The organism is Methylophilus sp. VKM B-3414 (assembly GCF_032248435.1).
Classification (GTDB): Bacteria; Pseudomonadota; Gammaproteobacteria; order Burkholderiales; family Methylophilaceae; genus Methylophilus; species Methylophilus glucosoxydans.
In genome coordinates this window covers 305,303-319,545 of the sequence record NZ_JAVTLI010000001.1, presented here as the reverse complement: position 1 = coordinate 319,545, position 14,243 = coordinate 305,303, and the positions used below count along the sequence as shown (strand labels likewise).

Annotated in this window: 13 protein-coding genes; 9 read left to right on the top strand and 4 right to left on the bottom strand. The window is 51.4% G+C overall.

The window, feature by feature from the left end:
- The first annotated feature begins 116 nt into the window (after positions 1-116).
- The 9 genes from hemH (at position 117) to Q9292_RS01420 (ending at position 10,013) form a co-directional block, all read left to right on the top strand.
- On the top strand, positions 117-1,223 hold the full coding sequence (gene hemH, locus Q9292_RS01460) for a ferrochelatase (protein WP_313983886.1): 1,107 nt from the start codon (positions 117-119) through the stop codon (positions 1,221-1,223).
- Positions 1,224-1,589: 366 nt separating this feature from the next.
- Entirely contained in the window at positions 1,590-2,579 is a 990-nt protein-coding gene (rfaD, locus tag Q9292_RS01455) for an ADP-glyceromanno-heptose 6-epimerase (protein WP_313983884.1), read from the top strand.
- A 35-nt stretch (positions 2,580-2,614) separates the two neighbouring features.
- Positions 2,615-3,175 (top strand): D-sedoheptulose 7-phosphate isomerase, encoded by a 561-nt coding sequence (locus Q9292_RS01450; protein WP_313983882.1) that lies wholly within the window; start codon positions 2,615-2,617, stop codon positions 3,173-3,175.
- Positions 3,176-3,180: 5 nt separating this feature from the next.
- On the top strand, positions 3,181-4,638 hold the full coding sequence (gene hldE, locus Q9292_RS01445) for a bifunctional D-glycero-beta-D-manno-heptose-7-phosphate kinase/D-glycero-beta-D-manno-heptose 1-phosphate adenylyltransferase HldE (protein ID WP_313983879.1): 1,458 nt from the start codon (positions 3,181-3,183) through the stop codon (positions 4,636-4,638).
- Positions 4,635-5,666, top strand: a complete 1,032-nt coding sequence (gene waaF, locus Q9292_RS01440) for a lipopolysaccharide heptosyltransferase II (RefSeq protein ID WP_313983876.1) — start codon at positions 4,635-4,637, stop codon at positions 5,664-5,666. The genes hldE and waaF overlap by 4 nt, the downstream gene beginning before the upstream one ends.
- Positions 5,663-7,198: a hypothetical protein gene (locus tag Q9292_RS01435; protein ID WP_313983873.1), complete on the top strand. Its 1,536-nt coding sequence runs from the start codon at positions 5,663-5,665 to the stop codon at positions 7,196-7,198. The genes waaF and Q9292_RS01435 overlap by 4 nt, the downstream gene beginning before the upstream one ends.
- 52 nt (positions 7,199-7,250) lie before the next feature.
- A complete protein-coding gene (locus Q9292_RS01430) occupies positions 7,251-8,381 on the top strand; it encodes a hypothetical protein (protein WP_275356938.1) in 1,131 nt (376 codons plus the stop codon).
- A 10-nt stretch (positions 8,382-8,391) separates the two neighbouring features.
- Entirely contained in the window at positions 8,392-9,342 is a 951-nt protein-coding gene (locus Q9292_RS01425) for a hypothetical protein (RefSeq protein WP_313983869.1), read from the top strand.
- Between the two features lie 8 nt (positions 9,343-9,350).
- Entirely contained in the window at positions 9,351-10,013 is a 663-nt protein-coding gene (locus tag Q9292_RS01420) for a CMP-N-acetylneuraminic acid synthetase (protein WP_194747143.1), read from the top strand.
- 30 nt (positions 10,014-10,043) lie between these two features.
- Here the strand turns inward: Q9292_RS01420 and rfaP are convergent, their stop codons facing one another.
- The 4 genes from rfaP to eda all read right to left on the bottom strand — a co-directional run bounded on the left by rfaP (position 10,044) and on the right by eda (position 14,170).
- Positions 10,044-10,868: a lipopolysaccharide core heptose(I) kinase RfaP gene (gene rfaP / locus Q9292_RS01415; RefSeq protein ID WP_313983866.1), complete on the bottom strand. Its 825-nt coding sequence runs from the start codon at positions 10,866-10,868 to the stop codon at positions 10,044-10,046.
- Positions 10,865-12,742 (bottom strand): sulfatase-like hydrolase/transferase, encoded by a 1,878-nt coding sequence (locus tag Q9292_RS01410; protein WP_313983863.1) that lies wholly within the window; start codon positions 12,740-12,742, stop codon positions 10,865-10,867. The genes rfaP and Q9292_RS01410 overlap by 4 nt, the downstream gene beginning before the upstream one ends.
- A 33-nt stretch (positions 12,743-12,775) precedes the next feature.
- A complete protein-coding gene (locus Q9292_RS01405) occupies positions 12,776-13,462 on the bottom strand; it encodes an HAD family hydrolase (protein WP_313983860.1) in 687 nt (228 codons plus the stop codon).
- 78 nt (positions 13,463-13,540) lie between these two features.
- The gene (gene eda / locus Q9292_RS01400; RefSeq protein ID WP_194747147.1) at positions 13,541-14,170 is read right to left on the bottom strand and encodes a bifunctional 4-hydroxy-2-oxoglutarate aldolase/2-dehydro-3-deoxy-phosphogluconate aldolase; all 630 of its coding nucleotides are present in this window, start codon (positions 14,168-14,170) and stop codon (positions 13,541-13,543) included.
- Positions 14,171-14,243: the final 73 nt, after the last annotated feature.

Below are 14,243 nucleotides of genomic sequence, written 5' to 3'. Positions count from 1 at the left end.
TTATGGTCGCAAATCAGCCGCATGATTTGCGACCAGATTAACTATCGCAACAACAAACATCGGCACTTTTCAAAAGTAGGTAAGTCATAAGGGCACTTTTCACTTAAAATGCGTTCATGACTTACTACCAGCCAGAACCTGCTTACACCCACGGCAGTCAACCAAAAGTGGGTATCCTGTTAGCTAACCTGGGCACGCCTGACGCCCCCACGGCGAAAGCCTTGCGGCCTTACCTGCAGCAGTTTTTGATGGACAGGCGTGTGGTCGAAATCCCGCGCTTTATCTGGTGCTGGATTCTGCATTGCATCATCCTGGTGATTCGCCCGAAAAAATCGGCAGAAAAATATGCCAGCGTGTGGACAGACCAAGGTTCACCGCTCATGGTTTATGCCCAGCAACAGAAAACCTTATTGCAACAGAGTCTGGCTAAACACATTAACAGCCCGTTTGCCGTCGAACTCGGCATGACCTATGGCAACCCCAGCATGAAAAGCGCCATTGACTCGCTCAAAGCCCAAGGCTGCGACCGCATTTTAGTATTCCCGCTCTACCCCCAATACGCCGCCAGCAGCACTGCGGCGGCGCTGGATGCCGTGTGGCGCGTACTACTTAAAATGCGCAATGTGCCTGCCATCCGTACCATCAAGCACTACCACGATCATCCGCTGTACATTCAAGCCTTGGCCAGCCATATCAAAGCCTACTGGCAACAACACGGCCAGCCAGAAAAACTCGTGATGAGCTTTCATGGCGTGCCCAAATTCCACCTGATAAAAGGCGACCCCTACCATTGCGAGTGCCACAAAACCGGACGCTTGCTGGCAGAGGCCTTAGGCTTAAGCAAAGACCAATATCAAATCGCCTTCCAGTCCCGTTTCGGTCGTCAGGAATGGTTGCAACCTTACCTCGCCAACACGCTAGACGCCTTGGGTAAACAACAAATCAAACGCATAGATGTCGTTTGTCCCGGCTTTAGCAGCGACTGCCTGGAAACCCTGGAAGAAATTGCTATGGAAGGTAAACACTTGTTCCAGTCAGTGGGCGGTGGGGATTATCACTATATCCCTGCACTCAATAGCGAAGCCGTCTGGATTGAAGCGATGCGCGATATTGCGCTGGAGCATTTGCAGGGTTGGGTGAGTAATGAGTTTGACTCAGCAAAAGCAGCAGCTGAAGCACAAGCGAGTAAACAACACGCTTTGGCAATGGGCGCTGAAAAATAACGCTGCGGCTCGAACATCACATTTTTTAAACATTTAAAAGCCCTCATGACTGACATGTCATTTTCCAGCATCTAACTTGGCTGCACGTCAAAAGGATGAAAACACTGGCCAAAGCTTCGCTATCTAGATAGCCAGTGTTGGTGGAGAGAGCGCCGTGATGTTGAGTCAAAAAATTAGTATCAGCATTTATCTGCCTGAGAACCGTGCACAAAGATAGCAAATCTATCTCCTGCATTTTGCACCAAGCATAAAAACTCATTTCAGCGTTCATTCGCATTGGTCTTGCTTGCAGCGCTCGCCTATTCCACTGCCAGCCCTCCCCAATTACGCGTTATAATCGCGTTTTAACGTTTTTATCGTTCCCCTATGATCATTATCACCGGTGGTGCAGGCATGATTGGTTCTATCATGGCCTGGCATTTAAACAACAAACTGGGTCGGCAAGACCTGGTGATTGTTGACCGTATCACGCATGAAAATCAGTGGCAAAACCTGGTACACAGACACTATGCCGAATACCTGGATAAAGACCAGCTGTTTGAGTTTCTCGAAGAGAATGATGAGATCACGGCAGTGATTCATATGGGGGCGATCAGCGCAACCACCGAGCGTGACTTTAACAAGCTGGTGGCGGATAACATGCATTATTCGCAAGACTTGTGGTCCTGGTGTGCCGAGTATGAGGTGCCGTTTTTCTACGCCAGCTCTGCGGCCACGTATGGCGGTGGTGAACAAGGCTATGACGATACCAGCATTGAGAACTTGCGGCCATTAAACGGCTATGGCTACTCCAAGCACTTTTTTGACCAGTGGGTGTTGCAGCAAGTCGCACAAAAGCAACCTACCCCGCCCGCCTGGGCTGGATTCAAGTTTTTTAACGTCTACGGGCCGAATGAATATCACAAAGAGCGCATGGCCAGCGTGGCGTATCACACGTTTAACCAGTTTAGCGAGACCGGGACCATGCGCCTGTTTAAAGGCACCAAAGAAGGCATAGAGGACGGCATGCAGTTGCGTGACTTTGTCTATGTCAAAGACGTGGCGGATGTGATGGGCTTTTTCCTGGAATCAGCCCTCAAAAACAAACCGGTTGCTAGCGCGATTTACAACATAGGCACCGGTCAGGCACGCAGCTTTAAAGACCTGGCGACCAACGTGATGACCAGTATGCGCCGAGAGCCCAACATCACTTATATTGATATGCCGCAAGACCTGCAGGGCAAATATCAGTACTTTACCCAAGCAGAGATGAAGAAGCTGCGCGATGCGGGATATAAAAAGCCGTTTACCTCGCTGGAGGAAGGCGTCAAAGACTATGTGCAAAACTATTTGATGCAAGACGACCCTTACGCATAAGTCATCCAACAATTGAGCGATAGATTGTGAGCGATATGAACCATATTGAATACCTCAAAGGCGAACACGCCGCCCATATGGCGATGTTTCAAGCGCTGGAGCCCTTGTTTCCACTCATCAGTGACGTGGGCAACTTGCTGCGTGACTGTATTGCGCGCGGGGGCAAGATTCTGCTGTGTGGCAATGGCGGCAGTGCGGCAGATAGCCAGCATATTGCAGCAGAGATTGTCGGCCGCTTTAAAAAAGAGCGCAAGGGTCTGCCCTCAATTGCACTGACAACAGACACCTCCATCCTGACCTCAGTAGGCAACGATTATGGCTATGACTATATTTTTGCCCGTCAGGTAGAAGCCCTCTGTCGTCCGGAGGATGTGCTGATCGGCCTCACAACCAGCGGCAATAGCGCCAATGTGGTCCGTGCCATTGAAACCGCCAATGAAATTGGGGCCACCACCATAGGCATGACTGGCGGCAAAGGTGGCAAGTTAAATGCCCTGTGCAAGCACAACATTGTGGTGCCATCCAGCGTGACTGCACGCATCCAGGAAGCGCACATCTTTATCGGCCACAGCTTGTGCGAGATTCTGGAGTCTTAAGTCTGATGAATCCTGCATTCAGTAAAGTTGTGCAGCAGTTTGGTGAACACGGTGCCCATGCCCTGGTGATTGGGGACGTGATGCTAGACCGCTACCTGCTCGGCGAGGTCAACCGCATTTCACCTGAAGCACCGGTCCCGGTTGTGCTGATCAAATCCGAACAACAGCGCGTAGGCGGTGCCGCCAATGTAGCAGCCAACCTGGCATTATTGGGTATCTCAACCAAGATGATTGGCTTGATGGGCAATGATAGTGAAGGCCAGACCTTACTCAAAGCCATGCAGTCACATGGGATTACGACCGAGGCCATGCTCACCAGCCAGCATCGTCCAACCATTGCCAAAACCCGTATTCTGGGCGGACACCAGCAAATGCTCCGTCTGGATCAGGAAGATACCCAGAGTTTGAACGAGCGAGAACAAGCTGAAATCCTCGCCAATATTGACACTGCACTGGCAGCGCAGCCTGCCCTGGTGATTTTGTCAGACTACGCCAAAGGCTTGCTCACCGAAACCGTCTGTCAGCAGGTGATCCAGCGTTGCCGCGCACGGCAGATACCGGTATTGGTAGATCCTAAAGGCCGCGATTACAGCAAATATCGTGGGGCAACTGCACTCACGCCGAATAAAAAAGAAACCGCCGAAGCCTGCGACAGCAGCCAGCAAGATCCGGCGCTAATCGCCAAAGCAACGGCGCTCAAGCAAAGCTTGCAACTGGATTTTCTAGCCGTCACCAGAGGCGAAGAAGGCATTACGCTGATTGATGACAGCACCCACCATCTGAACGCCACCGCCAAGCAAGTATTTGATGTCTCAGGCGCAGGGGATACCGTGATTGCCACCCTGGCTGCTGGGCTGATGCACGGGCTGTCGGCACTGGATAGCTTGTCATTGGCCAATATTGCCGCTGGCGTGGTGGTCGGCAAAGTCGGCACCGTGCCAATTACCAAGGCAGAATTACTTGATGCGCTGATGACGGCACAAGGCAATGAACAGGCGCACAAAATCTGCGCACTGGAAGAGCTCAAGCAAAAGGTCAGCCGATGGAAACAGCAAGGCCAAAAAATCGTTTTTACCAATGGCTGCTTTGATTTATTGCATGCAGGCCATGTCACTTACCTTGAAGCGGCCAAAAAGCGGGGCGACAAACTGGTGCTGGGACTCAACACCGATCGTTCAGTATCTGCGCTCAAAGGCCCGACCCGACCCGTGGTGAATGAAAATGATCGTGCGCGCGTGCTGGCCGCCCTGGAGTCTGTGGACGCGGTCATTTTGTTTGATGAAGACACGCCTTTGAACCTGATCATGGCAGTTCAACCTGATGTTATTGCCAAGGGCAGCGACTACACCGCAGCCCAAGTGGTCGGCGGTAAAGAGGTGCTCTCTTGGGGCGGTGAAATTGCATTGATTGACTTGGTGGAAGGCCGAAGCACCACCAATCTGATTAAAAAAATGCATGCATGAGTAGTGCTGACAAGATTCTGGTCATCGGCCCGTCGTGGGTAGGCGACATGGTTCTCGCGCAAAGCTTGTTCAAGCAACTCAAGTCGGACCGTCCCGCTTGCCAGATTGATGTAGCCGCACCGTCGTGGACACTGCCATTGCTGGCGCGCATGCCCGAAATCACCCAAGCCATCGCCCTACCCTTCAAACACGGGCAATTATCTTTAGGCGCGCGCTGGTGCTTTGGCCGTGGCCTGAGGGTTCAAGGCTACACACAAGCCATCTTACTCACAAACAGTATGAAATCAGCTATTTTGCCCTGGGCTGCCGGCATTCCATTACGGACCGGTTTTAAAGGAGAGATGCGTTACGGCTTGGTCAATGACATGCGCCCGCTGGATAAAACCCGTCTCAAAAAAACCGTCGAGCGCTTTGTGACGCTGGGTTTAAGCCCGCAAGCTGTGCTCCCTAGCGCCTTGCCACAACCTGCATTGGTCGCGGATGCAGCCAATGCCGACCGATTACTGCACGCTTTCAAGCTCGATGCCTCCAAACCGATGCTGGGCCTCTGCCCAGGGGCAGAATATGGCGAAGCGAAACGCTGGCCAGCCGAGTATTACGCGCAAGTCGCCAATCATGCGCTAGATGCAGGCTGGCAAGTGATGCTGTTTGGTTCCGAGAAAGATGCCCCGGTGACTGCCTCCATCCAACAGCTCACGCTACAGCGATGCCTGGACCTGGCGGGCAAAACCAGCCTGGGGGATGCGATTGACCTGATGTCGTTGTGCCAACGCGTGGTCAGTAACGACTCGGGGCTGATGCATGTGGCTGCCGCACTGGATAAGCCATTGGTAGCGATTTATGGCTCTTCTGACCCGAATCATACGCCACCGATGCACCCGGATGCAGTGATCCAATATCTGGGGCTGTCATGTAGCCCGTGTTTCAAGCGTGTATGTCCGCTCGGTCATTTGAATTGTTTGCGACAATTGTCCCCTGAACAAGTCTTATCCACACTCGCACTCACGCGCGTGGAGTTTGCGTCATGAAACGCTTTTCTTACCTGCAAAAAATCACGCAAGCCCAGTGGTTAATCCTGTATTTGCTGGCCGCCTTTCTGATCGTCAGCAAAATTATGTATAACCAGCATGGCTGGGTAAACAACGACTCACTGTTGTATTTTGAGCAGGCCAGACTCCTGGCTGCCGGGCAATGGCAGCAGGCGTATCGCCTGTTCTCGTGGCCGTTCTACCCAAGCCTGCTCGCACTGATACACCGCAGTACCGGTCTGGAGATACACAGCGCGGCCATCGGCCTGAATATAGTGTGCTTTGTGCTGTTTGTCGCAGGCTTTCAACAATTGCTGCTAGAAGCGGGCGCCAAGTTGCGCACGCTGCACTGGGGGCATGGCCTGCTGTTCTCCACGCAATATATGGTCGGCAGTGTATTAGGCATGTTGCTGCGCGACGAGGGCTTTTGGGCAGCCTATACCTGGGGCCTGGTATATTGGCTACGCAGCCTTAAAACGCAACGCTGGCAGGACCTGCTGGCGTTTCAGGCCGCCATGGTCATCGCCACCTTATTCCGGATCGAAGCGGCAGTTTATTTGCTCGCCCTGCCCTTATGCGCGCTTGCCTATACCGGCTTAAGCGCCTCAGCGCGAATAAAGCTTTGGCTGCGCGCCAATAGCCTCAGCCTGCTCACAGCATTGATGTTAGGTATCGCCTTATTCGCTGGCGTATTGCGACTGGATCAATTAGGCAGGTTGCAAGAAATCGTCACTCAGGTCACGCGCCTGTTTGGGGAACGCATCGATTTTATTCAACAAAAAGCCGCCATTATCAACCAGCAGGTATTAGGTGAAGATCTGGATGAATACGGCCTGTTCAGCCTCTGGGTAACCTTGATCCTGATTGCCATCAACAAAACATTAAAAACGGCCGGCCTGCCAGCATTAATTGCCATCTGCTGGCCCAAACAGAGCTGGTGGTCGCGCTTACCGGCACCCGCCCGGCATCTGGCGATGGCAACACTCAGCGTCAGCTTTGTCGTCAGCCTGGTGATCTTGTTGAATGTGTTTGTCCTCTCCAGCCGCTATGTCATTGCCAGTGGCATCGTGTTTATTTTCCTCGCCGCGTTTGCCATGACTGAATTGCAAAGCCGCTGGCCTAAGCTCAGTAGCCGAGGGGTTGCCTGCTTGCTGGTTGCCATGCTCGCCTACTCCTTATGGGATAGAAATCCGATTGATCTTGATCGGCAGGCGGTGGACTACATCCAGACCATCAACCCACAACAGCAACCGGTATTTTATGACACCGAAAATGCGCGGTTTTATGCCCACCAACCATATCAGGATAGAGTACTGGGTCATACACTGTTTCCCGAGCTGGTCAAGCAGCAGGCGATCTCGAAGTATGACTACTATATGATCACCATCAGCAAGGATGCGGTGGATGTGGCTTATGAACAGCTCGCTGTGCAAACCTTGCAAAAAGCCAATTTCAAGCTGGTCAAAACCTTTTACGGTTGGCGCGGTAAATCTAAAGTCATGATTTTTAGCAAACAGGCCGTGATACCCTGATGCAATACGTTAAAATTCATAAAAATAATTCACTATTCGTTCAGGCCTCCTAATGATTCATTCGCTGACCCAAAAATTTCCCATTCTTAACCTCTGGCAACCACCGTTCAAACATTTGTTGCGCTTAAGCATTCTTTGGGTGATTCTGGTGGCGTGTACCGCAAACGTCTGCAACAGCTTTTTCATTAAATGGGGTTTCCGCGACGACTCCCGCTATGCGTCGCTAGTAGGGGTGATTGATGGCACGGCTTACCAGCCCTATGTTTACCGCTCAACGGTCCCGCGTCTGGCTGACCTGGCCGTGCAGCAGATTCCGGAAAAGAAACAGGAAAAGCTGTTTGAACGCATAATCTCGTCCGACAAACTGAAAAACCATTTCTTTCACGATGTACCTGCCGAGGAATGGACGCCTCGCGTGGCGTTGGACTACCACCTGATGTATGGCCTGACTTTGCTCAGTTTTCTGCTGACGCTGATTTACCTGCGCAAGATTTTTCTGCACTTTTCTGACAACTACTCGGCCTCTATCCTTGCCGTGGTGCTGTTTAGCCTGATCTATCCGCTGACCTTCAAGCGTGGCGGCTATTTTTATGATTTCTTTGAACTGCTTGGTATCACAGTCAGCACCTATTACTTTCTGACTGACCGCAAATTTCTGGCGTCCATCTTGCTCATGCTCACGGCATTTAACAAAGAAACCGCCTTCGTTGCCGCATTCGGATTTTTCTTTTTACATGCCAAAGACTACCCCATGCAAAAGCGCGTGGCTTACTTTGCGCTGCAATTCATTGCCTGCTTCCTGATCCGGCAATGGATCATCGCACCGTATACCGGGAACACGGATTCTGCGCTGCATTTTCACTTGCTTGATAACGCAAAATTCTGGCTCAATCCGGTCAATTACTTCAAATTGAGTGATTTTTATACACTGGGATTATTCTCGCCCACGTTGCAGCACGTCTTGCTGTTTCCATGGCTGGCCTACTGGATACGCGCTGGCTGGCAACAAATGGATGACATGCTCAAACGGTATACATTGGGGATTTTTATTCCTAACCTGCTGCTGTTCCTGAACTTCACCACCAAGGATGAGTTCAGAAACTTCTCGCTGAGCATGATCGCCTTGTACATCATCCTGATTCATGGGTTTTCAAACTTCAGGCAGTGGCTGGACCAGAAGTGATTACGCACGCATGAGATTCGTAGATAAATTGCGCATGGGTTACCGGCGCTGGCAATTGGGTGACGCCTTCAAGCATCAATACAACTGCCACCCGGACTTTGACCTGCAGCGCGGGGAACACAGCTGCACCGTCCTCTGGAAAAAGCAGCCAATAGCCACCATCCCTTTTGCACATACGCTGAGCCAACAACAACGGGGACCATGCTGGATCGTCGCTTCCGGCCCTTCGCTGGCCGAGATTGATCTGCAGCAAATCGCCGCGTATCCGACCATCAGCCTCAATTGCGCGATTAAAAAATTTAGTGCGGCCAAGCTCCATCCGACCGACTGTGTGATTGTGGATCACCGCGTATTTGAGCGCCAGTGGGATTGTGTCGTCGAATCTGTCCGTTCGGGCGCGCGCTGTTTCTTCAACTTTGAAGGGCTGAGTATTATTGCTGAGCGGGCGCCGGAACTGCTGAAGCAAGGCAACCTTTACCTGATTGAATCGGTGAGTCGCAAATATGGGGTGGCCAGAGGCAGTGCCGAGCAATACTTGCAGGTTTTTACGCAATCGCCTGAGATTCTGCTGGCCCCGGATTTATTGCCCTACTGCCGCTCGATAGGCTTTAGCCACAATTTACAACAAGGCGTGTTTGCCGGAAAAACGGTGGCCACCTGGGCAGTACAACTGGCGTTTGCCCTGGGCTATGAGGCGATTTATATTCTGGGCATGGATTTGGGTGGCACCGGTAAAGCCCATTTTTATGCCGACCAGCACAATCCTTCACCAGATTTTCTGCGCTATTACGAACCACATATTCGCGGCTGCTTTGAGCTGGCGCGTCTGGCCAGTGAAAAAACAGGGGTTAAGCTATATAATCTGTCGCTACAAAGCGCCTTGCCTGCCGAGATTATTCCAAAAATGTCGTTTGCCGAGGCTTTGCAACAAATTACCGAGACGGCATCCGTCAAGAAATGATTTAAGTTATGAAAATTATTATCCCGCTGCAAACCTGCTCCACGCGTATTCCGCATAAAAACATTCGCCCTTTTTATCAGGACGATTCGCTGTTCGACATCAAGGCCAAGCAAATCCTGACCTTTGAAGCGCCAGAAAATGTCTATGTGTCGTCAGAAAGCGTGGAACTGGTCAAGCCGTTGTGTGACAAGTATGGCTTTCACTTTATGCAGCGCGATGCCTCTCTGACCGGCAACAAGATTTATCAGCCTGACTTGGTCAAAGCGCTAACCGACCCGCTGCCTGGTGACGATGACATTATGTGGATTCAGGTCACCTCGCCCTTATTTAATCAGTTCAAGGAAGCTTTGGCGGTCTGGAAAGACGTCCGCAACGATTATGATTCGCTGGTTGCCGTCAAACCGTTCAAAGGGCATTTGCTGGATGGCAAGGGCAATCCGGTCAACTATGGGTTTGGTTACTGGCACAAGGTCTCGCAAGACTTGCCCAAGTTATATTCGGTGTTGTGGAGCCTGTTTATTCTCAAACGCGAGACGGTCAACCGCTTTCACTACCATATCGGCGTCAATCCCTACTTGTTTGAAACCAACCATATGGTGGTCGATATTGACTACCATGAGGACTTTGAGCTGGCAGGCATGATTTACACCAAGCTACACGGTACGATTTAATTTATCGCCAAATCATCACTCACGCCGCGCTTACATGGCTACGCCAGCGCGGCGTTTACGCTGGTACTTGGCGTAAAGCTTGTGGGCACGCTGCGCAATGGCACGGTAAAATGCCGACTCCCCACGCAGTAACTGACGGTCGTCACCAACATAATGCCGTAGAAATCTGAGCAGATCTCCGCGGGATAATTGAACATCCATGGCTGAAAAATACAGCGCAGCCAGATCTTTCATTTGCATACGTTGCGAAGGCTGTGCGCGGATTTCTGCTCTATGCAAATCCAGCACATGCAATCGTGGCGGCAGCAGCGTCAATTCAGCCGCTTTAAAGCAGAAATGGCAGATATAAAAGTCACGATGGTAGAACGGATACGCATGCATCTGACGTGCAATCTCCGCCACCCGGCGGATCAGCGCACGCTTGAACCGCAGTGTGGGCGGTGTGATTTTCCACTGTAGCGCCAAATCCTCCAGCGTGACAATCTCACCCAAATCCTCGGTAATCACAAATGAGCGCTGAGTGGCGGGCAGCCAGCCCTGGATGCCATGCCCCACATAAGGCGTGGTGGGAATATGCAAGCGCTGCAAGGCGGCAATGGCCGCCACCTCATTTTGCGCATTCACTACCGGGCGTTTGAAGCTGAGCCAGTTTTTGAACAACTCGCCCCATCCCACACCAAAATGCCGTTTAATAAAAAAATGCTGGCCCGCCAGCGCAATCCGCAAGGTCTCGCGTTCGGCAACCTTGCGGAAACTTTTGCCCGGCAACTGCATAAAAAAATCAAACACATCCGGTCGTTGCCGAATCTCGGCAGGCAGCGGATTTTCTGCTTTAAATTGTACCGTCGTACTCATGAGGCCTTGTCTTTGTGCAAGGCCAAAAAGCGGCTGCAATTCTGGATCGCCTGCAATAACAATGGTTGATATTTGGCCATGAGGCTGTCTTGCGCGCTGGCAGATAATGATTCATCGTGCGGCCCGGTCGGCACAAAATGATCCACGCCATGATGCAAATATGGAATACGGTACTTCATATCCGTTGTTTGCACGCCAATAGAGTGCCAGTCACTGACCACAACAAATGGGCGTGACTGCGTGGTCAGCAACGACAGGCCCAGCGAATAGCTGCTACTATCTTCAGGCGCACCCAGGGCCTGTAATAACGTTGGTGAAATATCCAGATGGCTGGTCATGCGCTCAATCTCGGCATGCGCGTGCTGCGGCATCCACACCACCATGGGCGTATGTGTCTGCTCCTCAACAAAACTCGAGTTATGTCCCCAGAAGCCCTTTTCCAGAAACTCTTCTCCATGATCGCCAGTGATGATGACAATGGTATTGTCTAATGCGCCCTGCGCACGCAGTTCATCAAGCACCCGCCCCATTTGTTGATCGACCCAATGGGCAGCATTGGTATAGCGGTTTTTGAACTCGCCAATCTTGGGCTTGAGCGACTCGCGGCTCATGCCCCAGTAATTCACATCCTTCAAATACGGGGAGGCAATCACGGCTTGCTCCGGGAAGTCATAACGCGCATGCGTAGACTCAAAGAAGAAAAAGCTCATAAATGGCCGCTGTTTGTCCCGCGCACGCAAAAAGGCGATTTGCTCAGAGGCATTTTGTTGGTCACGCTGCCAGGGGGTTAACTTCTCCTCCGCCTCGTGCAGCTGTGCAAGCGGTACGCTGGCGAATAAGGTTTTATTAAATTCGGGATAAGAAAACAGTGCGCTGGTACGCAGGTCAAGTTGGTAATTCAAGGCCTGCACCCGCTGCATGAGCAAAGGCGGTTGTTGTGCATGTAAAAAGCTGGACCAATAAGAGCCATATAGCCCATAAAACATGCCGAACAGGCCTTCACGCGTACCGTTGCCACTGGAATAGTGGTTTTTAAAATACAAGCCTTGCTGCGCAAATTGCCAGACATGAGGCATGATCTCAGGCGTTAAACGATCCCAGCGCAGAGACTCTGCCACCAGAATGACAATATTGGGCGGCTGTTGGACGGCGCTAAACGTCACCGGCGATAAAGGATACTGAATTCTGGAAGTATCCACATTGAGATGGTTACTGCTATGGCGCACCGTTTGCACGCCCATTTTTTCTGCCCAGCTGCGGAAGGTAATCCGTTTATAGAAGGGATACACCGTCGCCGAATCAAGAATCGCCCCGTTATTTTTGACATCACTGATGCCATATAAGACAGCTTGCGCGACAAAGGCCAGTAGCACAATCAGGTACAAAGGCCGCGTCAGCAATACTGCGGGCTTAAATGACTGCATGCGCTTACTCAACCACCAGGCGAACAGCTGAATCAGGATGACAATTGCGACCGATATGCCGATCGCCACATAGGTTTCGTCGCTGGTCCCCAGCGAGGCCAGGCCGCCCTTGGTGGTAACAAGATTCCAGATAAAGCCGTTGAAATGAAAGTTATACAGGTCATAAATCATTAAATCCGATCTGACCAGTAAAATGCCTATCACGGAAAACGTGAGCGCCAATAGTGCGGTGTAGCGGTTGATGGTGCGTGCCAGCAGTGATTGCAGCCAGGCCGGGATCAAGGTCACGACGGCGTAGGCAAAACTGTAAAACAACCAGGCACAGACATGAAACCAGAAGGCTGCGCCCGTAGTGGCTTGCGCACCAATGCTGAAGAATCCCCAGCAAGTGGCCAGCATGTGCAGTGTAGTCAGGCCTAAAAACAGTTTGAGTGGTGAAATTTTCTTCATGGCGGCATTCATCTTTAAGCAGTCAGGCGACGATTAGGGCGCACAGAAAGCCGTTACAGGCGACAATTCAAGCTGATGACAAACGGTCACCCCATGCGTCTGGCAGTAGGCTTGCCAATCCGGCATATCGGTCCAGTCAGCCACAAAAATGAAATCCAGCCCGGCGCCAGTCGAAGCCTGATGATCAAAGCGGCTATCGCCAATAAACAAGGCCGGGAACTGGATGGTCCCATCGGCAATCATGCTGGCCAGGTGCTCATTCTTTTTAGTCGGCCCACCATAAATGCCCAGTTCAAACAGCGTATCCAGGCCACGACGAGGAAAAATTTGCCGCAATTCTGCTTGATCTCCGCCAGACAGCAGCATCCACTTGGCGTTTGCGGTTTCTTTTTTTAAATTCATCAGTGCAGGCGCAACCTCACACTGCATCAGGGTTTCATCCAGAATCTCGGTAAACGTATCCATAAAGGCCTGAAACCGCTCGGGCGTTAAAGGCTGTTTGATAATCTCGGTGATGTAATAACGGATTTTGTCATTGCGCGGGATGCTGCCCAACTGGATATGATAGTCCACAAAGGCCTGCGCCTGCGCCTCCGTCCCCCCCATCCGCTTGGCGGTGTTGTAATAGGCATCCACCTTGGTCTGGTTGCTATTGAGGACAACGCCATCGCAATCGAGCACAATGGTTTTATAAAGGGAGAGGTCTGGTCTTTGGGACATAACGGAGTGGGCTTGGCAAATAAAAAAGGCTTGTATCACTACAAGCCTTCATTATAGACGATTTGTCTAACGCTATACTTATTTGGCCGCCACGATCGCAGAAGCCTCTTTCGCCAGCTTGGTGATCTGTGCCCAGTCCTTATTGGCTACGGCATCGGCAGGCGTCAACCAGGTGCCACCGCACACAACCACGTTAGGCAACGCCAGGAATTGTGGGGCGCTTTCAACGCTGACACCACCCGTTGGGCAGAATTTCACGTCTGCAAATGGGCCGGCAAAGCCTTTGAGCAGGTTAATACCACCCACCGCCACTGCCGGGAACAATTTCAGGAAGTAGTAATCATCGGCATTCGCCATCATGATTTCTGAGCCAGTAGACACACCTGGCAACAGTGGCAAGCCGATTTCACGGGCATATTTGCCTAACTCGCTGGTGTAGCCTGGGCTGACCGCAAACTGGCAACCTACATCCTTGGAGTTTTTCGCATCTTTCAGATTACGTACGGTCCCGGAACCCAAGATCGCGTCAGGCACATGCTTGGCAATTTCTTCCATGGCTTGCAGTGCAACCGGGGAACGCAATGTGACTTCCAGCACCTTAATGCCGCCTTCCAGCAACGCTTCGGCCATCGGCACCGCATCTTCCACTTTGTTAATGACAATCACCGGAATCACCGGGCCATGATTTGCTAACTCTAATGTGCTCATGTTTTGAATATTGACCTAATAAATAAAAAAATTGTTTTTTTAATCGTTTGCTTTATGTAAATGAAGATTGCTA